The sequence below is a fragment of the Caulobacter sp. 602-2 genome (assembly GCF_011043625.1).
In the GTDB taxonomy this organism is placed as follows: domain Bacteria; phylum Pseudomonadota; class Alphaproteobacteria; order Caulobacterales; family Caulobacteraceae; genus Caulobacter.
Genome location: NZ_JAAKGT010000008.1, coordinates 129656 through 151837 on the forward strand (window position 1 = coordinate 129656; position 22182 = coordinate 151837).

The 22182-nt window shown below is 68.8% G+C and carries 22 protein-coding genes; 3 read left to right on the forward strand and 19 right to left on the reverse strand.

The genetic code is table 11. From position 1 onward, the window contains the following. Positions 1-12 precede the first annotated feature (12 nt). The 10 genes from yacG to G5B46_RS16560 all read right to left on the reverse strand — a co-directional run bounded on the left by yacG (position 13) and on the right by G5B46_RS16560 (position 7486). Positions 13-183, reverse strand: a complete 171-nt coding sequence (yacG, locus tag G5B46_RS16515; RefSeq protein ID WP_165260450.1) for a DNA gyrase inhibitor YacG — start codon at positions 181-183, stop codon at positions 13-15. Then, the gene (locus G5B46_RS16520; RefSeq protein ID WP_165260452.1) at positions 180-1232 is read right to left on the reverse strand and encodes a ribonuclease E/G; all 1053 of its coding nucleotides are present in this window, start codon (positions 1230-1232) and stop codon (positions 180-182) included. Before G5B46_RS16520 ends, yacG begins: the two co-directional genes overlap by 4 nt. Beyond that, entirely contained in the window at positions 1229-1828 is a 600-nt protein-coding gene (locus G5B46_RS16525) for a Maf family nucleotide pyrophosphatase (RefSeq protein ID WP_165260454.1), read from the reverse strand. Before G5B46_RS16525 ends, G5B46_RS16520 begins: the two co-directional genes overlap by 4 nt. Before the next feature lie 13 nt (positions 1829-1841). After that, the gene (gene infA / locus G5B46_RS16530; RefSeq protein WP_004617696.1) at positions 1842-2060 is read right to left on the reverse strand and encodes a translation initiation factor IF-1; all 219 of its coding nucleotides are present in this window, start codon (positions 2058-2060) and stop codon (positions 1842-1844) included. 98 nt (positions 2061-2158) lie between these two features. After that, positions 2159-2620, reverse strand: a complete 462-nt coding sequence (locus G5B46_RS16535; RefSeq protein WP_165260583.1) for a low molecular weight phosphatase family protein — start codon at positions 2618-2620, stop codon at positions 2159-2161. Beyond that, a complete protein-coding gene (locus tag G5B46_RS16540; protein WP_165260456.1) occupies positions 2620-3093 on the reverse strand; it encodes a UPF0262 family protein in 474 nt (157 codons plus the stop codon). The genes G5B46_RS16535 and G5B46_RS16540 overlap by 1 nt, the downstream gene beginning before the upstream one ends. 20 nt (positions 3094-3113) lie before the next feature. Next, entirely contained in the window at positions 3114-4400 is a 1287-nt protein-coding gene (gene hisD, locus G5B46_RS16545) for a histidinol dehydrogenase (protein WP_165260458.1), read from the reverse strand. A 58-nt stretch (positions 4401-4458) separates the two neighbouring features. Then, positions 4459-4878, reverse strand: coding sequence for a hypothetical protein (locus tag G5B46_RS16550; protein ID WP_165260460.1), 420 nt, complete (start codon positions 4876-4878; stop codon positions 4459-4461). Between the two features lie 106 nt (positions 4879-4984). Further along, positions 4985-5830, reverse strand: a complete 846-nt coding sequence (locus tag G5B46_RS16555) for an enoyl-CoA hydratase-related protein (protein ID WP_165260462.1) — start codon at positions 5828-5830, stop codon at positions 4985-4987. 63 nt (positions 5831-5893) lie between these two features. Next, positions 5894-7486, reverse strand: a complete 1593-nt coding sequence (locus G5B46_RS16560; RefSeq protein ID WP_165260464.1) for a carboxyl transferase domain-containing protein — start codon at positions 7484-7486, stop codon at positions 5894-5896. Between the two features lie 113 nt (positions 7487-7599). Between G5B46_RS16560 and G5B46_RS16565 the strand changes: the two genes are divergently transcribed. Continuing rightward, positions 7600-9333: a patatin-like phospholipase family protein gene (locus tag G5B46_RS16565; protein WP_165260585.1), complete on the forward strand. Its 1734-nt coding sequence runs from the start codon at positions 7600-7602 to the stop codon at positions 9331-9333. Positions 9334-9375: 42 nt separating this feature from the next. Here G5B46_RS16565 and G5B46_RS16570 read toward each other — a convergent pair whose 3' ends face one another. Then, positions 9376-10149 (reverse strand): methyltransferase domain-containing protein, encoded by a 774-nt coding sequence (locus tag G5B46_RS16570; RefSeq protein ID WP_165260466.1) that lies wholly within the window; start codon positions 10147-10149, stop codon positions 9376-9378. Positions 10150-10294: 145 nt separating this feature from the next. On the opposite strand from G5B46_RS16570, the gene G5B46_RS16575 reads away from it, so the two are divergent. Beyond that, entirely contained in the window at positions 10295-10444 is a 150-nt protein-coding gene (locus G5B46_RS16575; RefSeq protein WP_165260264.1) for a hypothetical protein, read from the forward strand. Positions 10445-11829: 1385 nt separating this feature from the next. Then, a complete protein-coding gene (locus G5B46_RS16580) occupies positions 11830-14964 on the forward strand; it encodes a TonB-dependent receptor (protein WP_276611598.1) in 3135 nt (1044 codons plus the stop codon). Positions 14965-15194: 230 nt separating this feature from the next. On the opposite strand, the gene G5B46_RS16585 is transcribed toward G5B46_RS16580, so the two are convergent. The 8 genes from G5B46_RS16585 to mgtE all read right to left on the reverse strand — a co-directional run bounded on the left by G5B46_RS16585 (position 15195) and on the right by mgtE (position 22095). Beyond that, positions 15195-15620: a DUF1801 domain-containing protein gene (locus tag G5B46_RS16585; protein ID WP_165260468.1), complete on the reverse strand. Its 426-nt coding sequence runs from the start codon at positions 15618-15620 to the stop codon at positions 15195-15197. A gap of 12 nt (positions 15621-15632) precedes the next feature. Continuing rightward, on the reverse strand, positions 15633-16067 hold the full coding sequence (locus G5B46_RS16590) for a DUF1801 domain-containing protein (protein WP_165260470.1): 435 nt from the start codon (positions 16065-16067) through the stop codon (positions 15633-15635). 3 nt (positions 16068-16070) lie between these two features. Next, positions 16071-16277, reverse strand: a complete 207-nt coding sequence (locus G5B46_RS16595; protein WP_165260472.1) for a hypothetical protein — start codon at positions 16275-16277, stop codon at positions 16071-16073. Positions 16278-16401: 124 nt separating this feature from the next. Next, positions 16402-16821, reverse strand: coding sequence for an SRPBCC domain-containing protein (locus G5B46_RS16600; RefSeq protein WP_165260473.1), 420 nt, complete (start codon positions 16819-16821; stop codon positions 16402-16404). Beyond that, positions 16818-17141, reverse strand: a complete 324-nt coding sequence (locus G5B46_RS16605) for a metalloregulator ArsR/SmtB family transcription factor (protein WP_165260475.1) — start codon at positions 17139-17141, stop codon at positions 16818-16820. Before G5B46_RS16605 ends, G5B46_RS16600 begins: the two co-directional genes overlap by 4 nt. Before the next feature lie 838 nt (positions 17142-17979). Beyond that, on the reverse strand, positions 17980-19140 hold the full coding sequence (locus G5B46_RS16610) for an isovaleryl-CoA dehydrogenase (RefSeq protein ID WP_165260477.1): 1161 nt from the start codon (positions 19138-19140) through the stop codon (positions 17980-17982). A 111-nt stretch (positions 19141-19251) separates the two neighbouring features. Then, positions 19252-20541 (reverse strand): lysozyme-family localization factor SpmX, encoded by a 1290-nt coding sequence (gene spmX, locus G5B46_RS16615; protein WP_165260479.1) that lies wholly within the window; start codon positions 20539-20541, stop codon positions 19252-19254. Between the two features lie 111 nt (positions 20542-20652). Continuing rightward, on the reverse strand, positions 20653-22095 hold the full coding sequence (gene mgtE / locus G5B46_RS16620) for a magnesium transporter (RefSeq protein ID WP_165260481.1): 1443 nt from the start codon (positions 22093-22095) through the stop codon (positions 20653-20655). Positions 22096-22182 lie beyond the last annotated feature (87 nt).

The following is a 22182-nucleotide window of genomic DNA, read 5'->3' on the forward strand; positions in this document are numbered from 1 at the left end:
CGGCCTTTTCGACTAATTGTCGAAGTCTGTGGATGGAGGGTTTTCCTCGTCGTCCTGACCGCCCGGCACGACGTAGCGGTCCGACAGCCAGCGCTGCAGGTCCACGTCCGAGCAGCGCTTGGAGCAGAACGGACGCGTGGCGTCCTGGGCGGGCTTGCCGCAGATGGGACAGGCGCTGCTCATGCCGCGGACACCTCGATGCGGTCGTTGCTCCAGCCCGGCTCGGCCGAAACGGTGAAACGGCGGCCCAGGCGCTCGGCCAGGCCGGCGTCGAGCTCGGCGAAGGCCTCCAGCACGGCCGGGGCGCAGCGGGCCGCCAGGCGGCCGCCAGGATCGGCCCGCCCTTCCCGCTCCAGAGCCCGCGCCAGGCGGCGGGCGGCGTAGGGCGCCGTCCAGGCCCCGCGGGCGTCGACCAGGCGCTCCATGACCGGCCGTGCGCGGCGCGGAAGGGCCATCTCCAGCGCCCCGAACTTGCTGATCGCCCCGATCGCCACGCCAGGGTTGTCGGGCGCGAAGGCGTTGCGGGCCGCCACGGTCAGGGCTTGGCCGTCATGGCCGCGCCCCACCAGGTCGAACACCACCAGGCCGCCCAGCCCCTTCAGGCGCAGCACGCGGGCCGAAACGGCGATGGCGGCCATGTTGGCCTGGCGGGCGGCGCGCTTGGCGTCGCCTTCCCGGCCGCCCAGGTCGACGTCGACCGAGGTCAGGGCGCGGGTCGTCTCGACGGCGACGTCGCCCCCGCCCGGCAGGGCGAAGATCGTCTCGAGGATGTCGGCCTCGGCCGCCTCTACGGCCTCCAGGGCGCGCTCGCCAGTGGTCGGCGAGCCGGCCTTCACATAGTGGCGAAGCTGCTCCTCGACCGTGGGGGCCGCGGCCAGCACGCGCGGTTCGGCCCCCTCCCCCACGGGACCTTCGGCGACGAAACGGGCGACGGCGGCCTTGTCGGCGCGCGAGACGGTGCGGATCTCGATCTCGACCAGGCCGCCCTGCACCAGCTTGGGCATGTCCGGCTTGATCGGCAGCAGCACGTCGGCGCCGCCCGGCAGGGCCACGAAGGCCGCCCCGAAAGCGCGCTCGATGGATTTCACCCGGGCCACGCCCCGCACGCCCTCGGCGTCCAGCGGATCATCGCCCGGCCACTGCACGATCAGCCGCTCGGGCCGGCCGTCCAGGGTGACGACGCCGACGGTCTCGCCGACGCCCTTGTGGAGGTATGCGCGACGCTCGCTCATGCGGCGGCCTCGCGACGGGTCCAGCCCTTGCCTTCGAGCATGCACAGGGTCTCGTACAGCGGCAGGCCCACGACGCTGGGATAGGAGCCCTGCAGGTCGACGATGAAGCCGCCCGCCTGCCCCTGCACGCCGTAGCCGCCGGCCTTGCCGCGCCACTGCCCGCCCGCGACGTAGGATTCGAATTCGGAAGCCGAGAGGCGTTTGAACACCACCCGGGTCTCGACGACGCGCGAGCTGATCGTTCCGTCCGGCCCGATCAGCGCGACGCCGGTCAGCACCTTGTGGGCGCGTCCGGTCAGCAGCGTCAGGCAGTAGCGGACGTCGCCCTCGCTCTCGGCCTTTGGCAGGATGCGGCGGCCGACGGCCACCACCGTGTCGGCGGCCAGCACGAAATCGCCCGGCGAGCGGGCGGCGACGGCGCGCGCCTTCTCCTGCGCCAGGCGCAGGGCGTGGCGACGCGGGGTCTCGTCGCGCAGTGGCGACTCGTCGATGTCGGCGGGATCGACCCGGTCGGGCGTTACGCCGACCTGGGCCAACAGGTCCAAGCGCCGGGGGCTCGCACTGGCCAGGACCAGCGAAGGCTGGGCGACCGTCATGTGCGCGCCCGGCTTACTTGAAGCGGTAGGTGATACGGCCCTTGGTCAGGTCGTAGGGCGTCATTTCCACGAGCACCTTGTCGCCGGCCAGCACGCGGATGCGGTTCTTGCGCATCTTGCCGGCGGTGTGGGCGATGATCTCGTGATCGTTCTCGAGCTTCACGCGGAAGGTGGCGTTGGGCAGCAGTTCGCTGACCGTGCCGGGAAACTCGAGCAGTTCTTCCTTAGCCATCAGGCCTCTCAACAGGGGTTCAATAGCAACGCGGCCCGCGCGACCCGCGGGCGAGTCGTGACGCGAGCCGCGGCTGCGAGGCGGGGCTTATAGCGCATTCACCCCCCAAACGTCGATGGTGTCCCGAAACGCGCGCGAATCGCGGCCGAAAGCGTGTCGCGAACCTCGCGATAGGCCGCCAGCATGGCGTCGCGCGAGCCGTCGTTCACTAGGGTCGGATCGTGGGTCGGCCAGTACTCGATCTCGACCGAGCGGTCGCGCGACAGCTCCACCGCCCGATGCTGGGCCTCGGGCGTCAGCGAGACGACGACGTCGAAGCTGTCGTCCTCCAGCTCGTCGAAGGTCTTGGGCTGGTGGGCGGCCACATCGACGCCCATCTCGTCCATCACCGCCACCACGAAGGGGTCGATCCCCTCCCCGGCGGGGTCCGGCTTCAGCCCGCAGGAATCGACATAGGCCCGGGTGCCGTAGAAGCGCTTGAACAGCGCCTCGGCCATCGGCGAGCGCACGCGGTTGTAGTTGCAGGTGAACAGCACCGCATCGGGCAGATCGACCACGATCAGCCCCGCCAGTGCAGCGCGCAGATCAGCGTGAAAAGGCGCCGGGCCGTGTCGAGATCGGTCTTCACCTTGCCGTCCAGCCGCTCGCGCAGCAGGGCCGAACCTTCGTTGTGCAGGCCGCGCCGGCCCATGTCCAAGGCCTCGATCTGCTGGGGCGTCGAGTTGCGGATCGCCTGGTAGTAGCTGTCGCAGATCATGAAATAGTCGCGGATCACCCCGCGGAACGGCGACAGCGACAGCAGGTGCCGCTTCTCGTAGCCGGCGCCGGCGATATCCAGCGCCAGCCGGTTCTCGATCAGCGACAGCTTCAGGTCATAGGGCCCGCCCTGCGCCTCGGCCGGCTCGAAATAGTTCTCGTCCAGGAGATCGAAGATCGCGACCTGGCGCTCCTGCTCCTGGTCGCGCGAGGCCGCGGCCAGCGAATCCTCGTCGATGGCGATCGTCTTCAGGAAGTGCTTGGGCGCGTCTGACATCGGATGGCGAGATTTGCCTGTCAGCCCTTCGAAGGCAACCGGATGGATGCGGACAGGGCGTGGGCCGGCAGGCCCTCGGCCTGCGCCAGCGCCGCCGTGTGCGGACCCAGGATGCCGAACGAGGCCGCGTCGCACTTCACGATCGAGGTGCGCTTGATGAAGTCGTAGATCGACAGGCCCGACTGGAAGCGCGCCGCGCGGCTGGTCGGCAGCACGTGGTTGGAGCCGGCCACGTAGTCGCCGATGGCTTCCGGCGTCAGGCGGCCCAGGAAGATCGCGCCGGCGTGGCGCACCCGGTCCGACAGCGCTTCCGGGTTCTCCGTGGCGAACTCGACGTGCTCGGGCGCGATGGCGTCCACCAGGGCCGGACTCTCGTCCAGCGGGGCGATGATCACCGCGCCGTGGTCGCGCCACGAGGCGGCGGCGTCCTCGCCGGTCGACAGGGTCTTGAGCCGCTCGGTCACGGCGGCCTCGACGGCGGCGGCGAAGCCTTCGTCGTCGGTGATCAGGATCGACTGGGCGGCCGGGTCGTGCTCGGCCTGGCTCAGCAGGTCGGCGGCGATCCAGTCGGGGTTGTTGTCACGGTCAGCGACCACGACGATCTCCGATGGGCCGGCCAGGGCGTCGATGCCGACCACACCGTACAGGCGGCGCTTGGCGGCGGTGACATAGGCGTTGCCCGGGCCGACGATCTTGTCGACCGGCTGGATGGGTCCGGCGCCATAGGCGAGCGCGGCCACGGCCTGGGCCCCGCCGATGCGCCAGATCTCGGTGACGCCGGCTTCCTTGGCCGCCGCGAGCACCGCAGGCTGCAGCTTGCCGGGCGGGGTGACCATGGCGATGCGGTCGACGCCCGCCACCTGGGCCGGCACGGCGTTCATCAGCACGGTCGAGGGATAGGCGGCGCGGCCGCCGGGCACGTAGACGCCCACGGCCTCCAGCGGCGTCCAGCGCCAGCCGAGCTCGACGCCGGCCTCGTCGGTCCAGGCCTGGTCGGCCGGACGCTGGCGGCTGTGATAGGCGCGGATGCGGGCCGCGGCGAAGGCGATGGCCTCGCGCACCTCGATAGAGCACTCGGCCGCGCCGGCCTCGATCTCGTAGGCGGTGACGCGCACGGTCTGCGGCGTCAGCTCCACCTTGTCGAAGCGGCGGGTGTAGTCGAGCACGGCGTCCAGCCCGCCGTGTCGCACGGCCTCCAGCACATCCGCGGTCGCGGCGTCGACGTCGGCGGGCGAACCGCGGCGCTCGTCGAGGAAGGCCTTGAAGGCCTGGGCGAAGTCGGGGCTGGAAAAGTCGAACCGGCGCATGGCGCCTAGATGCGCGTTTTTACGGCCGGGGCAAGGGGCTTTCGAGGCGCACTCGCCTTCAGCCCGCCTTCTCGGCCACCTCCTTGGCCCGCTGCGCGGCGCGCGCCTGGCAGGCCGGGCGGTCCTTGGGCGTGGGGCAGAACGACACCGGCAGGGCCAGGATTTCCCCCAACGGACGCCGCTCGGCGGGGACGATCTTCATCTGCCCAGACATCCGCATCGCCGCATCGGCGAAGCCGTAGCCTTCCGGCGTCTCAAGGCCGATCCGGCAGTCGGCCAGTCGCCCTTCCTCGGCCTGGCGGCAGACCAGCACGGCCACGCCCTCGACATGCTCCTGCAGAGCCTTCTTAGAGGTGAGCCGCCCGTCGCCGGTCCAGACATCCGGGCCGCTCCAGTTCGCCCCCTGCACCGTCTCGACGCAGCCGGACAGCGCCGCCGCGCAGAGAGCCACGACCACCAGAGCCGCACGCGATATCATGATCATCCCCCAAGGCCCGCCAAGTGGCCCCGGGGCATGATGCTACGCGCGATACAACCTGAGGAAATCGCATCGCGCGCGATGACCGCCGCTCGGATACAGCTTGCTAGCTGTCGGCCATCCAGCTGGGCTTGCGCTTGCCCAGGAAGGCCCGAACGCCTTCCTGCCCCTCGTCGGAGACGCGGCGGCGGGCGATGCGGCGGGCGCTGTCGTCGATCAGGCCGCGATCGATCTTCTCGAAGGCGAAGTCGTTGACCAGGGCCTTGGCGTCGCCGATCGCGCCGGGCGCGCAGACGAGCACCTCCTCGATCAGGGCGTCCTGGGCGGCGACCAGGCCTTCGACGTCGTCGAACACCTCGTCGACCAGGCCGTAGCTCCAGGCGGCGTCGGCGTCGAACACCCGGCCGGTGGCGAACAGGAGCTTGGACGTGCGCGGCCCCAGGGCGGCGATGACGTAGGGGCTGATCGTGGCCGGGGTCAGGCCCAGCTTCACTTCCGAAAAGGCGAACTTCGCATCCGCGCTGGCCAGGGCGTGGTCGCAGGCGGCCACCAGGCCCGCCCCGCCGCCGAAGGCCGCGCCCTCGACCAGGGCCACGGTCAGGGCCGGGATGTCGTGCAGGGCCTTGAGCATCCGCGCCAGTTCCAGCGCGTCGGTGCGGTTGTCGTCCTCGTCCCATTCGGCGGCGGCGGCCATCCATTCCAGGTCGGCCCCGGCGCAGAACGTGCCGCCCACGCCGCGCAGGAACACGATCCGCACGCCCTCGGCCCCGTGCAGGGTCTCGAACGCCTGGGCCAGAGCGGCGATGGTCTCGCCGTCGAAGGCGTTCTTCTTCTCGGGCCGGTTGATCCACACCGTCACCGCCCCCTCGGGCGTGGAATCGATATGGACCAGCGGGCTCATGGCGTCGGTGTCGGGAACCTCGACGATCGGGTCGGCGATGGGGTTGGTCATGAGCACGCTCCTTCTAATCGGAAGTCTAATGGTACGCCCAAAGCAGAGGTTCCGCTTGCACCGTCACATCCTGAAGACGCCGAAGGTCGTCTCCGGAATCGGCGCGTTCAGGCTGGCCGATATGGCCAGGCCCAGCACGTCGCGGGTTTGCGCCGGATCAATGATCCCGTCGTCCCACAGCCGCGAGGTGGCGTGGTAGGGATTGCCCTCGTCCTCGTAGCGCTGGCGGATCGGAGCCTTGAAGGCCTCTGCCTCCTCCTCGCTCCAGGTCGCGGCGTCGCGGTGGACGGTGGCCAGAACGCTGGCGGCCTGCTCGCCGCCCATCACCGAGATGCGGCTGTTGGGCCAGGTGAACAGGAAACGCGGGCTATAGGCGCGGCCGCACATGCCGTAATTACCGGCCCCGAAGCTGCCGCCGATCAGCACCGTGAACTTCGGCACCTCTGCGCTCGCCACCGCGGTCACCAGCTTGGCGCCGTCCTTGGCGATGCCGCCGGCCTCGTACTTGCCGCCGACCATGAAGCCCGAGATGTTCTGCAGGAACACCAGCGGGATCTTGCGCTTGCAGGCCAGCTCGATGAAGTGCGCGCCCTTCAGCGCGCTCTCGGAAAACAGCACGCCGTTGTTGGCCAGGATCGCCACCGGCTGGCCCCAGATGCGGGCGAAGCCGCAGACCAGGGTCGTGCCGTACAGCGCCTTGAACTCGTCGAACTTCGAACCGTCGACGATGCGGGCGATCACCTCGCGCACGTCGTAGGGCGCGCGCACGTCGGTCGGCACGACGCCGTAGATCTCTTCGGGGTCGTAGAGCGGCGGCTCGGCGTCGGCGACCACCGCCTCGTGCCGCTTCTCGGCGTTGAGGTTGGCGACGATCGAGCGGACGATCTCCAGCGCATGCTCGTCGTCGTCGGCCACGTGGTCGACGACGCCCGAACGGCGGCCGTGGGTGTCGGCCCCGCCCAGTTCCTCGGCGCTGATCACCTCGCCGGTGGCGGCCTTCACCAGCGGCGGGCCGGCCAGGAAGATGGTGCCCTGCTCGCGCACGATGACGGTCTCGTCGCTCATCGCCGGCACATAGGCGCCGCCGGCGGTGCACGAGCCCATGACGCAGGCGATCTGGGCGATGCCGCGGGCGCTCATCCGCGCCTGGTTGAAGAAGATCCGGCCGAAGTGGTCGCGGTCGGGGAACACCTCGGCCTGGTGGGGCAGGTTCGCGCCGCCGCTGTCGACCAGATAGACGCACGGCAGGCGGTTCTGCTCGGCGATCTCCTGGGCGCGCAGGTGCTTCTTCACCGTCATCGGGAAATAGGCGCCGCCCTTCACCGTGGCGTCGTTGGCCACGATCATCACCTCGCGGCCCGAGACCCGGCCGATCCCCGCGATGATTCCCGCGCCCGGCGCTTCGCCCTTGTAGAGGTCGAAGGCGGCCAGCTGGCCGATCTCCAGGAACGGCGAACCGGGGTCCAGCAGACGCTCGACGCGCTCGCGGGGCAGCAGCTTGCCACGGGCGGCGTGCTTGCTGCGGGCGCTCTCCGAGCCGCCCAGGGCCGCGGTCGCGACCCTTTCGCGCAGTTCCTCCACCAGGGCCGTGTTGTGGGCAGCGTTTTTCGCGAACGAAGCGCTGTTCTTGTCAATAAGCGTGTTCAGCTTCGGCATAGGCGAGGCATAGCCTTTTCCGTTTCCTTCCGAAAGCGACGATATTTCACCCTCATTGGCAAAGCTCGCCGGTTCCGTTTAGCGTCCGTCTCGTGGTCACCCTACCCGACTTCATGGCCGACACGGCCCTGGCCCGGCTGTTCGCGCGCGAAGGGCGCGAGGGCGACGCCGCCTGGTTCTCCCTGCCCGGCGGCTCCCTACTCTATGCGCCCGGCGAGGCCTCCGACCACCTCTACTTCCTGCGCACAGGCCGCCTCGGCGCCTTCAGGCGCGAAGAGGGCCAGGAACCGCAGTTCCTGGGCGTGATCCGCCCGGGCGAGCCGGCCGGCGAAATGGCGATGATCGCCGGCGCCCCGCACTCGGCCCATATGGTGGCCCTGCGCGATTCCGAGGTCCTGGCCCTGCCCCGCACCGCCTTCTTCGAGGCGGTCGAGCAGGACCCCGACGTGATGATCGAGCTGTCGCGGCTGATGATCCGCCGCGCTCGCCAGGCCGGCGCTCACGCCTCCATCGGCGACCCGTCGGTCTACGGCTTCATCGCCGCCAGCGACGGCCCGCCCATCCGCCCGATCATCGAGCGCATCGCCCGCTGCATCGCCTCGCTGGGCTATGCGGTCACCGTCGAGGGCGGCGAGAGCCTCTTGGCCCCCACCGAGTGGTTCAGCCGCGTGGAGCGCACCCACGACTTCGTGCTGTACGTCGCCGAGATGCACGAGACGGCCTGGAAGCACGTGGTCGGTCGCCAGGTCGACCGGCTGTTCCGGGTCGGCCGCGGCGATCGCCCGCCGCCAAGCGAGCTCCCGACCTACGCCTCGCGGCCGCTGCAGGCCCAGCGCCTGATCGACCTGATCCTGATCCAGCCGCCCGCCGCCCAGCGACCCCAGGGCTCGCAGGCCTGGGTCGAGGCCACCGACGCGGCCCGGCTGTTCCACCTGCGCGAAAACGGCCTGGCCGACGTGGAGCGCCTGGCCCGGGTGCTGACCGGGCAGTCGGTAGGTCTCGTCCTTTCCGGCGGCGGCGCGCGGGCCTACGCCCATGTCGGCGCCGTCCAGGCGCTGCGTGAACGGGGCGTGCCGATCGACTTCGTCGGCGGCGCCTCGATGGGCGCCATCGTCGCGGCGGGCCTGGCCATGGGCTGGGACGACGGCGAGATGGAGACCCGGATCCGCCAGGCCTTCGTGGAATCCAGCCCGCTGGACGACATCGCCTTTCCGCTGATCGCCATGACCCGGGGCGAGAAGGTCAAGGACCGCCTGCACGAGCACTTCGGCGACATCGACATCGCCGACCTGTGGCTGCCGTTCTTCTGCGTGTCGTCGAACCTGACCTCGGGCGCCTATCACCTGCATCGCACCGGAGCGCTGCATCGGGCGCTGCGCGCCTCGATCTCGCTGCCGGGGGTGCTGCCGCCGGTGACCAACGGCGAGGCGGTGCTGGTCGACGGGGCGGTGATGAAGAATTTCCCCGCCGACGTCATGCGCGCCTTCCAGCTGGGCCCCATCATCGGCGTCGACGTCACCCGCGGCCGCAGCATCACCGCCGACGACATCGTCACGCCGCCGTCGTTCTGGCGCTGGCTGGTCTCGGGCGAGTGGCGCAAGGGCCCGCCCATCGTCGCGCTGCTGATGCGCGCGGCCACCGTTTCCACCAGCCGGGACCTGGCCGCCAGCCGCGAGGCCAGCGACGTGCTGGTCACGCCGAAGCTGGAAGGCGTCGACATCCGCGACTGGAAAGCCTTCGAACCGGCCGTGGCGGCGGGCTTCGAGGCCGCGGCGATGGCGCTCGACGGCCTGGAGGTTCCGGTGACGGAGCTCCGGCGCAGGAAGAGCCTGGCGGAGATGGAGTAGTTTTCTGATCCCTCTCTCTTGGAAAGAGGGATCAAAAGCCCTCTACCGCCGCGCCACCACGAACAGTCGCGTGAACGGCAGCAGCGTGATCCCGTCGTCCCGCCGCGGATAGTCCTGCGCCAGCCGCTCGCGCCAGGCCGCCAGGAACGCCGCCGTCTCGGCGCCGGGCTCCAGCCGCTCCAGATAGGGTCGAAGGCTCGTGCCCGAGGTCCAGTCGACGATCGGGTCCTCGCCCTCCAGCGCGTGGACATAGGTCGTCACCCAGACGTCGAGGTCTCCGGCCAGCGGCGAGAGCCAGTCGTGATAGGCGCGCGGATCGTGACCCTGGCGCACGCCGTCCAGCGCCGCCAGCTTGCCGGCCCAAGGACCCTCGGCGGCGACCTCGCGCAGGCTGCGCCGCCAGCCGGCGTCCTCGACCTGGGGAATCTGGCAGGCCAGCACCCCGCCGTGCGCCAGGCTTTGCAGCAGCCGGGGAAACAGCGCCTCGTGCCCATCCAGCCATTGCAGGGCGGCGTTGGTGAAGATCAGGTCGGGGGCGACGGCCGGGCGCCAGGCGTCGATGTCGCCCAGCACCCAGTCGACGTCCGCCCCCTGCCCCTTGGCGCGCTCGAGCATCTGCGGGCTCGAATCCAGGCCGTGGACCACGGCTCCGGGATGACGCGCGGCCAGCAGCGCGGCGTGCTCGCCCAGGCCGCAGCCCAGGTCCCAGATCTCCTTGGGATCCAGGTCGCGAGGGATCTTCAGCATCAGGTCCAGGGCCGGCCGGTCGCGATAGGCGCGGTAGCGGGAATAGACGTCAGGATCCCAGGCGGGCATGCGCGACTCTCTGCGACAATTCGCGCAGGACCATGAGGCCCCGCGTCCGTTTTGTCGCATATGAAACTAACGGCCGGCTTCCTATCTTAATCATCAGAAGCGCGACGCACCCGGCGTCGCCCCGACATCCGAAGGAACCACCGCCGTGACCCGCACCGCCGCCACCGCCGCTCCCCATGCCCAGCGCCCTCGCGCCGTGGCCCTGGCCGCGCGCGTGAACGGCCCCCGTGTGGCGGCCCTGGCCTTCAACCTTGGTCTCTGGACTCTCATCCTCCTGGCCTGGCGCGCCCTCTAGCCAGCCGCCAGGAGCGCGGCCCCGGATCGCGCACGGTCCCCCTTTGCGCGAACCGGGGCTGCCCCCATCACCCGATCGGACAGGTCGCGCGCGCCGTCGCCGGCCACTTGCCAAAGCGCCTTTCGCACCCAACCTTAGTTGGGCGTCAGGTTGTGACGCGCAGCCGAAAGGAGGTGATCCAGTGTCTCATTTGTCGATCGCGAACGCGCTGGAACGCTCCGTGAAGACCATGGGTCAACCCTGACCTCCAGCGCCCTTTGCGGACAAATGCCGTCCTTCGGCCGCGCGCCCGAGCGCAGGCCGTGAACGGATCGGAAGCCTCGGACACGTTCCGGGGCTTCTTTCGTTTCGGGAATAGAAAATCTCGGTGCGCCCACGCGCCAGGCTCGCGGACAAGGCGCCGCGGCGATCAGACTCGCCAGGCGCGTTGACGCCCGGCAGAGCCCCCCAGATATGGAATTCGCCCCGCCCTCTGCAGGACGGGACGGTCAGTGCTCGAAGCGCGCCCGCAACCCCTTGCGAAACCCGCTTCCGGAAGCGTCGACCCACGGCACGCACACACAACGCCGAGAAACGCGACCACAATCTCTAGTGACTAAAAGACCGCTATAGACACCGGTATCCTCGTCACGCCCGAGCCTTCTGCGAAAGCGTCCGACGCGCCGCCGAAGCGACCGGTGGGATGACTGTCCCTCCCTGCTGACTACCCCAAGGCGGCAGGCGGTTCGATGGGGCGGTAGGGAACGGGGAAGGCCCTTGGGGCCATGTCCTGTCGTTTCCTCTCGATCCCGATCTTGCCGTCGGCCGGGCGCGCGGACGCGCCGAATGTCGCCACAGTGGGCAGGATACGCGCCAAAATCAAGCACTAATCCCGATTACTGCAAAAGCATTCCACCATATGGGAATATGGTGCTTTAATTGTCACACGAATGGGGCTACAGGCCCCGCCGACGCAATTTTGTCTACAGACCGTTGACTCGTGGCTTCGGTTTGGAAATGGATGGATACGTTCCGTACGCAGAGACCAAAGGTCCGCGACGGACGACAGACCGCCTTGGACAGTGCCGCGTGTCCGCAACACGCGCACGATCGCAGAAGATCGAGATACGGACCGGCGCAGCGTTTCGCCGCCGACCGTCGAGGCGTCAGCTCCTTACCCCAGGCTCGCCGTCAGGAACGTCCGCCAGAGCGCACAGCGCCGCCGGTCCGCCCTGCCCTCGATCTTCGCGCATCGCAACGGCCCGGGCCCAGGGACTTCCGATTCGACTGCCGGTCTTCGTCGGACGCTCCCGCCGCCCAGGCTTCCATCTCACGACTTTAAGGCCGGCCGCCTCGCGAGACGCCGCCGGCCGGGTGGTTCGCCACCCACGACTTGGAGGAATACTATGAAGGTCAACACCAAGGTCCGACGCGATAACGGACTGATGCGCACCACGGGCATGGCGGCCGTCCTGCTGCTGGTCGGCGGCGGCTCGGCCCTCGCCCAGACCGCTCCGGCTCCCGCCGCCGGCGCGTCCACCGAGACCGCCGTCGAGGAAGTCGTCGTCGTCGGCACCCGCGCCAGCCTGCAGTCGGCCATGGGCCGCAAGAAGCGCGCCGGCACGGTCTCGGACTCGATCGTCGCCGAAGACATCGGCCAGTTCCCCGACAAGAACGTCGGCGAAGCCCTGGGCCGCGTCACCGGCGTGCAGCTGGCCCGCGACTTTGGTGAAGGCAACGCGGTGTCGATCCGCGGCGTCGAACCCGACCTGAACCGCGTCGAGATCAACGGCGTCAGCGCCCTGTCGACCGCCGGCAACCTGTCGGTCTACGGCGGCGGCGGCCGCTCGAACGACTTCCGCGAACTGCCGTCGGAAATGGTCAAGTCGATCGACGTCTTCAAAGGCTTCACCCCCGACATGACCGAAGGCGGCGTCGGCGGCACCGTGTCGGTGACCACCCGCAAGCCGCTCGACTTCAAGAAGCCGACGATGTCGTTCACGGCCTCGCAGCAGAAGCTCGACACCCTGCCCGGCTGGAAGCCGCGCGGCAGCGTGTTCGGCGCCACCCAGCTGTTCGACGGCCGCCTGGGCCTGATGGGCAACGTCACCTACGACCGCGTCCTGACCCGCGGCGACTATTACGACGACCACTCCTGGGCCCTGCTCGGCGACTTCGACAACTCGGCCGACAAGACCGTCGAGTACTACAACCCGACCTACGGCAAGGCGGTCAGCGACTACATCGCCGGCTTCGACACCGAAGCCAGCTGCGCCACCATCACGACGCCGAACGCCGCGGTGCTGTCGACCGCCCAGGCCCGCACCGCCTGCGAAAGCCAGTGGTACGACTACAGCCCGCGCGTGCCGCGCTACCGCGTCTGGACCCGTGACGACACCCGCACCTCGGGTGAGTTCACCGCCCAGTACAAGTTCACCGACAACCTGAACGCCTTCGTCACCTACCAGCAGAACAAGCGCGAGCAGATCCTCAACGACATCAACTACGGCACGGGCCTGACCTCGCTCGACGCCCTGAACTACGGCCCGGGCTGCGCCCGCGTCACGGCCGCCACCGCCCAGAACGTCCCGGGCGTGAAGGTCGACGCCAACCACAACGTCACCGAATTCGTCATCGGCGACTGCGTCGGCACGGCCAACCGCGGCGGCAACAACGCCTTCAGCATCTCGTCGCGCGACTTCAAGTACACCTCGGAGTCCAAGTACACGACGTTCGGCTTCAACTATGACGGCGAGCGCCTGAAGGTCGACTTCGTCGGTTCGCACGGCGAAACCGAGACCCTCAGCCAGACCAACAACGCCTCGGTGTCGTTCAACACGCCCGGCCTGAAGGTCACGCTGGACCCGAACGGCTCGGCCCCGATCTTCACCTTCGCCCAGGGCTACAGCCCCTCGGACGCCTCGGCGGTCAACCAGTACCAGATCCAGTACCGCCCCTCGCAGTCGGCCAGCGAGGAAGACCAGTACAAGATCGACTTCACCTACCGCACCGACCTGCCGTTCCTGAAGAGCGTCAAGTTCGGCGGCCGCTATTCGGACGCCAACACCTACGGCTACGGCTACGGCGGCTACATCGTCAACACGGGCGCCAACCCGACCAGCGCGCTGGACGACATCGTCATCTACGCCAACTCGGTGAACTCGACCGCCACGGTGCTGGCCGGACAGACCGCCGACCAGACCAACCCGGTGCTCGGCAACGCCTATCAGACCAGCTACTGGAACTCGACCGAGACCTGGTCGCGCGCCTTCTCGAACGCCGTGTTCGCCCAGGCCATGACCCAGCTGCCGTCGAACTTCTACTACGGCGGCAACGGCCTGCCCGACAGCTGGAAGTACCCGTCGTTCGCCGGTATCTCGCAATACCTCGACACGACGCACTTCAACCTCGACAACCTGTACAAGGGCGTCGGCAACGACGGTAAGACCTACGACCAGATCCCGTACCGCGTCGGTGAGAAGACCGGCGCCCAGTACATCCGTCTGGACTACGGCTTCGACCTGCTGGGCAAGGAAGTTCTCGGCAACTTCGGCGTCCGTCGCGTCACCACCGAGACGACCGCCACGGGCCAGCTGACCCGCAACGAGACCCGTCTCGTCAACAACGTCGCCACCACCACGACGGTGTCGAACGTCCAGACGACGATGACCAAGAAGTACACGGTCTATCTGCCGAGCTTCAACATCCAGACCTGGCTGATCGACAACCGCCTGAGCGCCCGCGCCGGCTTCGCCCAGCTGATGGCCCGCCCGCTGGTCAACTACCTGATGCCCAGCGTCACCTGCACCATCAACTACACCAACGACGGCACGTCGGAAGACGGCCCCGACAGCTGCACCGCCGGCAACCCGGGCCTGAAGCCGTACCGCGCTAACCAGTACGACCTGTCGTTCGAGTGGTACCCCGACAGCGACACCCAGCTGTCGGCCGGCTTCTTCTACAAGGACATCCGCTCGTTCTACCTGTCGCAGCGCACCAACCTGGGCCAGCAGGACATCTTCGGCGACGGCACGCTGTACTACTACAACACCTACATCAACGGCGACGGCGCCAAGATCCAGGGCGTCGAGCTGACCGCCAAGACGGCCTTCACCTGGCTGCCGGGCCTGCTGTCGGGCCTGGGCGTCGACTTCAACTACACCTACCAGAAGGCCACCGACGTCGGCGTCTACAGCTCGCTGGACGGTTCGCAGCTGCCCTATCCGGGCCTGTCGAAGCACAGCTACAACGCCACCCTGTGGTACGAGAAGGGCCCGATCAACGCCCGCCTCGCCTACAACTACCGCTCGGAATACCTGGTCACGGCGGCCGACACCTCGGCCAACCCGATCTTCCGCGATCCGACCGGCTACCTGGACGGCAAGGTCACCTGGAAGCCGGGTCCGGAAGGCCTCGCGCTCTTCGTCGAAGGCAAGAACCTGACGAAGGAAGACGAGTCCACCTGGGCCGGCGACATCCGCCTGATCAACACCGGCTATGCCGGCCGTCGCTTCTTCGTCGGCGCCACCTACAAGTTCTAAGGCGTCGCGAAAGCGAAACGAAAAGGCCGTCCCGGGCAACCGGGGCGGCTTTTTTCGACCCTCTCTCATGGAGAGAGGGAGGGGCCCGCGCCGCAAGGCGTGGGAGGGTGAGTGGGTACGCCGCCGACAGGCAAGCCCGCCCCTCCCCGCAAACAAACGGGCCTCACAAAGACGTCCGACTCTGAAACCTCTCACCCTCCCACCGCTTCGCGGCGGGCCCCTCCCTCTCTCTAGGAGAGAGGGGTTTTCCTGCCCTTCTTCTTGCTCAGGTTCAGCGCCACCGCCGCCTGGAACAGCGCCTTCAGCGCCGCCCCGTCGATCGTCGCGCCCTCGTGGATGTCGATCGCCCGGCGAGTGTTCCCCTCCAGGCTGGAATTGAACAGCCCCGCGGGATCCGGCAGCGCCGCGCCCTTGGCGAAGGTCAGCTTGACGTAGGCCTTGTAGGTCTCGCCCGTGCAGACGATGCCGCCGTGCGACCACACCGGCGTGCCGCGCCACTTCCACTCCTCCAGCACGTCGGGATCGGCCTCGTGGATCAGGGCCCGCACCCTGGCCAGGGTCTCTCCGCGCCAGTCGCCCAGCGAGGCGATGCGCTCGTCGATCAGCTTGCTGGCCTGCGCCCCGCTCTGGGGCTCGCCGGCGGCTTCCGCCTTCATGTCGTCACTCCCTCACATCTTCTCGCCGGGCTGGGCGGCGGCCTGCCGCACCCAGTCGGCGAACCGGGCCTCGTCCCAGGCCCCTTCGCTCAGGCTGTCCTCGTAGACGTCGAGATAGCGCACGTTGGCCTGCTTCGAGGGCCCCGGCGGAGGCGGCTCCAGCGCCGCGCCCTTGAAGAAGGCCACCTTCACGTACTTCGTCATGCAATGCAGGCTGAGGAACCAGCCCTCGCCGTCCGGCGCGCCGTAGAACGGCGAGTTCCACTTCACCGCCTTGCGCACGCCGGGCACCTCGCGGGCGACCACGGCGTCGATGCGCTCGCCCACCTGTCGCTTCCAGCCGGGCATGGCGGCGATGTAGGCCTGGACGGGCGCGTCGCCGTCGCCCTTGGGGATCTGCGGATTGCCGCCCGCGAGCAGCTTCACGGAACCCTTGTCGCCCGTCATGGCTCAGCCCTTCCTCCGCCAGCGCAGCACGTAGGGCAGCGCGAACAGATAAAGCCCCGAGACCAGCAGCAGGATCAACGGGATCAGGGCCAGCAGGCCCACCCACGCCGCCGGCTGGCCCTTCGTGGTCATCACGGCGATGTAGGTCAGCACGCCCAGGGTGAAGGCGATGGAGAGCCAGCGATGGCCCTGGCGGATGAAGCCGCTCATGGTTTTCTCCCTTTGTTGTGGTTGCGTGGTCCTCGTCCTTCGACAAGCTCAGGATGAGGACCATGGTCGGCTCGGCGGCTGAAAACCCTCACCCTGAGCCTGCCGAAGGGCGAGGGTTTCGCCCCTACCCTTCCTTCGCCAGCAGTCCGTCCAGCTTGTCGAAGAAGGTCTTCCAGCCGGCGTGGGCGCCGCCGTAGGCCTGCTTCTGGTCGGGACGGAAGCCGGCCTGCTCCATGCGCAGATGCGTGCCGGCGGCGGTGGGGGTCAGCGTCAGGGTGACGATGCTCTTCAGGCCATAGGCCGGGTCCTCGTGGTCGAAGTCCCAGCGGTAGGCCAGCACGCGGCCCGGCTCGATGGTCAGCACCTCGCAGTCCAGCGTGCCGCCCCACTCGCCCTTCAGCTGGAAGCGATGGCCGACCTTCGGGGCGAAGTCGTTCTTCATCAGCCATTCCTCGATCAGGTGCGGCTGGGTCAGGGCCCGCCACAGCTTTTCCGGGGGATGCTGGAATTCCCGCTCGACGACGGCGGTGCGCGTATCGGTCATTGGTCCATCCTGCTCAACAGGTCCTCGAGGGCGTCGAACCGCCCTTCCCAGAACCGCGCCATGTCCTTGGTCCAGTCCGCCAGCGGCCCCAGGGCCGCCGTACGGGGGCTGTAGTGGGTCTGCCGGCCCTCGTGCCGGTCGGCGACCAGACCGGCCGCCTTCAGCGCCGCCAGGTGCTTGGACACCGCCGGCTGCGACACCCCCGCCGTCGCCGTCAACGCCCCCACGGTCTGCTCGCCCTCGCGGCACAGCCGCTCGAACAGGGCCCGACGGGTCGGGTCGGCCAGGGCGCGGAACAGGAGGTCGGTCTGGGTTTCCATGGGGGATAATCGATAACTGACGGGTTATGTGAGTTTCATAACTGATGAGTTATGAGTTAGTCAATGGGACGGTGCTGACCCCCTCCGGCCCTCCGGGCCACCTCCCCCAGAGGGGGAGGATCTAGTCAGCAAGATGCTCCCCCTCTGGGGGAGCTGTCGCGGAGCGACTGAGGGGGCCGCGCGGAGGCGCGGCTTCTCCGCCTCTCGCGCGATTGCGCAGAGCTGATGGAGAGGGCGCGGGGCGTCCGGGCTTCGCCCGGATGTGTGAGTTTCAAGTACCGTTTCGACGAAGCTGAACGCCCCGCGCGATCGTTATCCCTCAGGCCGGGGCGCGCAGGCCTCTTCCGCCTTTTACCCCTTCCCCATGCAGGGCGCCCCGTTTCTTGACGGCCAGGCGTGCATGGCGGCGCGGACCCTTGGACGGGCGGGAGCCTATTTAGGCAAGCTCCCGATGGATGGGTTTACGTCCCCCATCCTCATTTAAGCCTGGCCCGGCCCTGCTCACGCAGCTCCGGCGGCCCCGCTCGATCGCATCACCGCCGCACGCTTCGGGCCGGATCCTTGCGCCCTCTCCCCGCGACGGGACAGCTTTGAGTGTACGGCGGGTTTGAGCCCGTCTGATCCAGGGGCGCGAGAAAGTTGGAAGTGGTTGAGTTCGTGGAACTCTTTTCGGGATACGCCGGGGATCCACGCGGCTCCATCCCCGTCCGCGGGTCTTCTCCCTTCCCCCTCGATGGGGAAGGGCTTAGGGGCGCATAGGCCAGCGCCGCGACGGCTGAAAACGTCCCCCCTCCGTCGCCTTCGGCGACACCTCCCCCACCGGGGGAGGATTTTGTTTCTACGCCCCGACCAGTTCGCGGCCGATCAGGTAGCGGCGGATTTCGTTGGTGCCGGCGCCGATGTCGTAGAGCTTGGCGTCGCGCAGCAGGCGCTCGACCGGCCATTCCTTGGTGTAGCCGGCCCCGCCCAGGGCCTGGATGGCTTCCAGGGACACCTTCACGGCGTTCTCGCTGGCCATCAGGATCGCGCCAGCGGCGTCGAAGCGGGTGGTCTTGCCCGCGTCGCAGGCCCTGGCGACGGCGTAGACATAAGCCCGCGCCGAGTTGAGGGCCACGTACATGTCGGCGACCTTGCCCTGCATCAGCTGGAACGAGCCGATCGCCTGGCCGAACTGCTTGCGGTCGCGCACGTAGGGCAGCACGTAGTCGAGGCAGGCCTGCATGATGCCCAGGGGGCCGGCCGACAGCACGGCGCGCTCGTAGTCGAGGCCGCTCATCAGCACCCCGACGCCGCCGCCCACCGGGCCCATGACGTTCTCCTCGGGGATCTCGCAGTCCTCGAACACCAGCTCGGCGGTGTCGGAGCCGCGCATGCCCATCTTGTCGAGCTTCTTGGAGACGCTGAACCCCTTCATGCCTTTCTCGACCAGGAAGGCGGTGATGCCGCGGCTGCCTTCGCCGGTCTTGGCGTAGACCACCAGCACGTCGGCGTGCGGGGCGTTGGTGATCCAGAACTTGGCGCCGTTCAGCACGTAGCGGTCACCGACCTGCTCGGCGCGCAGCTTCATCGAGACGACGTCCGAGCCGGCGCCGGCCTCGCTCATCGCCAGGGAGCCGACATGCTCGCCGCTGATCAGCTTGGGCAGGTAGCGGGTCTTCTGCTCGGGCGTGGCCCAGCGGCGGATCTGGTTGACGCAGAGGTTGGAGTGGGCGCCGTAGGACAGGCCCACCGAGGCCGAGGCGCGGGAGATCTCCTCCATGGCCACCACGTGCTCGAGATAGCCGAGGCCGAGCCCCCCGAATTCCTCCTCGACCGTGATGCCGTGCAGGCCAAGGTCGCCCATCGGGACCCACAGCTCGCGCGGGAAGGCGTTGGTCTCGTCGATCCGGGCCGCCAGGGGCGCGATCTTGTCGGCGGCGAAGCGGGCCGTGGTTTCACGAATCGCGTCGGCCGTCTCGCCGAGCGCGAAGTCCATCGAGGGTGCGGTTTGCAGCGTCATGCCCAGAGGCATAGCACAAACGCCCGCCGATCAACGAGACCAGCGGGCGTTCATGCTCTTTTCTTCGGCGATCAGGGGTCCGACCGGCCTTTCAGCCACGGCGTTCGACGATCATTCGTCGTCCAGATCGGGTCCGCCCAGCTTGCGCAGCAGCAGATAGGCCGAGACCGCAAAGCAGATGACGCCGATGACGCTGGCGCCCCAGCCGAACATGCGCACGGCGGTCAGGCCCGGATCGGAGGCCACCGACAGGTTCCACAGTACGCCGCCGCCGAACAGGGCCAGGCCCAGCAGGCCCAGGCTGACCAGCAGGCTGCCGCCGCCGAAGGCCGGCTGCTCGGGCGGGTTCAGCGGCACGTCCAGGGTCTGGATGTCGACCTCGGCGCCGCTGGTCGAGAAGCCGCCCAGGTTGAAGGGTGACCGGGCCGGCTCGCGGGCGGTCTCGAACAGGGTCGGCTCGACCTGCGACGGGAGGGGGGCCGGCGCCGCCGGAGGATCGGGCACGAACAGCGGAGCCTGGGCCGGAACCGGCTCTTCCGGCGTCAGGCGGAAGGGCTCCAGGGTCGGCGCGGGCTCGACGGGCGCGTGCAGCACCGGGGCGGGCTCGGCGGCCGGGACCGGCGCGGGGGCCGCAGCGGGAGCCAGCGGCGGCTCGGGCATGGCCAGGTCCTGCACCGGCTTGACGACCGGGCGGACGGGCTCGTCGGCCAGGATGGCTTCCAGGCGGGCGCTGACGGCCGCGGCGGCCTGCTGGCTGGCGCTGGGGGCGTCCTCTTCCGGCACGGCCGGGGTCAGGGGCGCGGGGCCTTCCTCGCGCTCGGCGACGGCCCTGTCGCCCTCCAGGCGGGCCGAGACGGCGGCCGGGGTCTGTTTCGGAACAGCGCAGCTGGCGTCGTAGTCGACCTTGGGCCGCAGCACCGGGCTGGGCGCGGGCACCCACTGGCCGTCGGGCGGGGTCAGGAACAGGGTCTTCTCGGCGGCGCGGCGGCGCACCAGGGCGTCGATGACGATCCGCTCGCCCTCGAAGTCGGCCTTGCGCCACATCTCCATGGCGCAGGCGGCCTGCAGCAGCGAGCCCTCGTTGATCCGGCGCAGCACGCCCGAGCGCATGAAGTTCTCGGTCCCGATGTTGAACGCAAAGCAGGTCAGGGCGTCGAACTGGTTCTGGTTCAGCGGGGCGTAGGTGTGCTCGTTCACCGCATGGGCCACGGTGATCAGGTCGTAGAGCAGCAGGGCCTCGGCGTCCTGTTCCGAGACGCTGGCGCCGCCCCGGGCGGTCAGGGTGTGCCCGTAGCCGATCGTCCAGCGGCCGTCGGGCAGCTGGGCGGCTTTCTGCCGATAGCCCTCGAATCTCTTGATGAGATCGACGGCGGCGCGGGAGACCTGATGACGCGGCTTCATCGCGAGAAACGACCCAATTTGAAACAGGGGCGGATGCCCTCGCCTCGTCCCGCGCAAGACCGGCGCCGTTTCTCAAGGAATGGGTAAGAAAAATGAACCGGACGGCCAGGATCAATTGAACAGCAGCGCCGCGATCAGCAGCACCGAGAAGAAGCCGGCGAAGTCGGTCAGGAAGGTCACGAAGATCGACGACGACACGGCCGGGTCGCGGCCCATCTTCTCCAGCGTCAGCGGCGCCAGGATGCCGCCGACGGCGGCGGTGAAGATGTTGACCACCAGCGCCAGGGCCACGGTCAGCGACAGCTTGGGATTGTCGTAGAAGACATAGACCGCCCCGCCCATCACGATGGCCAGGGTCAGGCCGTTCATCAGGCCCACCAGCAGCTCGCGGGTGATGATGCGCGTGGCGTTGGCGGCCGTCAGCTCCTTGCTCGACAGCGCCCGCACGGCCACCGCCAGCGTCTGGGTGCCGGCGTTGCCGCCCAGCGACGAGACGATCGGCATCAGCACCGCCAGGGCCACCAGCTTGGAGATCTCTTCCTGGAACAGGGCGATGCCCGAAACCGAGATGGTCGCGGTCAGGAGGTTCAGCAGCAGCCAGGGCAGGCGCGAGCGCACGATCTCGACGACGCTGGCGTCGCGGCCGACGTCGGACACGTTGGCCAGCGCCAGGATGTCTTCCTGCGCCTCCTCGCGGATGACGCCGACGATGTCGTCGACGGTGATCTGGCCCACCAGGCGACCACCGGCCTCGACGACCGGGGCGCTGATCAGGTGGTACTTGTCGAAGATGTAGGCCACCTCCTCCTGGTCCATGTCGACGGTGATCTCGGTCACCGGCTCCATGATCTCGGCCAGGGGGGTCTCCAGCTTGCTGGTCAGCAGCAGGCTGATCGGCAGGGCGCCGACGGGGGTGTACGAGGGGTCGACCACATAGACGTCGAAGAACAGCTCCGGCAGGCTGTCGCCCGACTGGCGCACGTGCTCGATCGTGTGGCCGACGGTCCAGAACTGCGGCGCGGCCAGGAACTCGCGCTGCATCAGGCGGCCGGCGGTCTCGTCCTCGTAGGACAGCGTGGTCTCGATGGCCGCCCGGTCGGTCTCGCCCATGGCCGCCAGCACCTGGAAGCGCTTGGTGTCGTCCAGGTCGTCGATGACGTCGGCGGCGTCGTCGGTGTCCAGCTCTTCCAGCGCGCGGGCCAGGGTGACCGACGGGGTCGCCTCCAGCACCTCCTCGCGGATGTTGTCTTCCAGTTCGGAGATGATCTCGCCCAGCGCGTGGGGCGCCAGGACGGGGATGACCTCCTCGCGATAGGCGGCCGACAGGAAGCCCATCAGGTCGGCGACGTCGGCCGGGTCGAGCGCGCCCACCAGCTCGGACAGGCGCGCGGTGTCGCCGCGATCGGCCGCGTCGACCACCATCTCCACATAGTCGGGCTTGAGGGCGTAGTCGTCGCCGAGCGCCAGGTCTTCGAGATCCTCGACGACCTCGGGCTCGGGAATGGTCAGGGCGTGGCGCGCGTCTTCGCTCAGGTCGGCGTTTTCCCGGGTCATGGGGACCTCCTGAACTTTAGGCGAGGCTTGAGCTGCGCGCGCGTGATCCGAATGATTGAAAGCCGAAGCTTGGCGGGCGGTTGCTCC

Bases quoted from the DNA above. Each gene is read 5' to 3' on its own strand.
- yacG (WP_165260450.1), bottom strand. From the start codon at position 183: ATGAGCAGCGCCTGTCCCATCTGCGGCAAGCCCGCCCAGGACGCCACG.
- G5B46_RS16520 (WP_165260452.1), bottom strand. From the start codon at position 1,232: ATGAGCGAGCGTCGCGCATACCTCCACAAGGGCGTCGGCGAGACCGTC.
- G5B46_RS16525 (WP_165260454.1), bottom strand. From the start codon at position 1,828: ATGACGGTCGCCCAGCCTTCGCTGGTCCTGGCCAGTGCGAGCCCCCGG.
- infA (WP_004617696.1), bottom strand. From the start codon at position 2,060: ATGGCTAAGGAAGAACTGCTCGAGTTTCCCGGCACGGTCAGCGAACTG.
- G5B46_RS16540 (WP_165260456.1), bottom strand. From the start codon at position 3,093: ATGTCAGACGCGCCCAAGCACTTCCTGAAGACGATCGCCATCGACGAG.
- hisD (WP_165260458.1), bottom strand. From the start codon at position 4,400: ATGCGCCGGTTCGACTTTTCCAGCCCCGACTTCGCCCAGGCCTTCAAG.
- G5B46_RS16550 (WP_165260460.1), bottom strand. From the start codon at position 4,878: ATGATATCGCGTGCGGCTCTGGTGGTCGTGGCTCTCTGCGCGGCGGCG.
- G5B46_RS16555 (WP_165260462.1), bottom strand. From the start codon at position 5,830: ATGACCAACCCCATCGCCGACCCGATCGTCGAGGTTCCCGACACCGAC.
- G5B46_RS16560 (WP_165260464.1), bottom strand. From the start codon at position 7,486: ATGCCGAAGCTGAACACGCTTATTGACAAGAACAGCGCTTCGTTCGCG.
- G5B46_RS16565 (WP_165260585.1), top strand. From the start codon at position 7,600: ATGGCCGACACGGCCCTGGCCCGGCTGTTCGCGCGCGAAGGGCGCGAG.
- G5B46_RS16570 (WP_165260466.1), bottom strand. From the start codon at position 10,149: ATGCCCGCCTGGGATCCTGACGTCTATTCCCGCTACCGCGCCTATCGC.
- G5B46_RS16580 (WP_276611598.1), top strand. From the start codon at position 11,830: ATGAAGGTCAACACCAAGGTCCGACGCGATAACGGACTGATGCGCACC.
- G5B46_RS16585 (WP_165260468.1), bottom strand. From the start codon at position 15,620: ATGAAGGCGGAAGCCGCCGGCGAGCCCCAGAGCGGGGCGCAGGCCAGC.
- G5B46_RS16590 (WP_165260470.1), bottom strand. From the start codon at position 16,067: ATGACGGGCGACAAGGGTTCCGTGAAGCTGCTCGCGGGCGGCAATCCG.
- G5B46_RS16595 (WP_165260472.1), bottom strand. From the start codon at position 16,277: ATGAGCGGCTTCATCCGCCAGGGCCATCGCTGGCTCTCCATCGCCTTC.
- G5B46_RS16600 (WP_165260473.1), bottom strand. From the start codon at position 16,821: ATGACCGATACGCGCACCGCCGTCGTCGAGCGGGAATTCCAGCATCCC.
- G5B46_RS16605 (WP_165260475.1), bottom strand. From the start codon at position 17,141: ATGGAAACCCAGACCGACCTCCTGTTCCGCGCCCTGGCCGACCCGACC.
- G5B46_RS16610 (WP_165260477.1), bottom strand. From the start codon at position 19,140: ATGACGCTGCAAACCGCACCCTCGATGGACTTCGCGCTCGGCGAGACG.
- spmX (WP_165260479.1), bottom strand. From the start codon at position 20,541: ATGAAGCCGCGTCATCAGGTCTCCCGCGCCGCCGTCGATCTCATCAAG.
- mgtE (WP_165260481.1), bottom strand. From the start codon at position 22,095: ATGACCCGGGAAAACGCCGACCTGAGCGAAGACGCGCGCCACGCCCTG.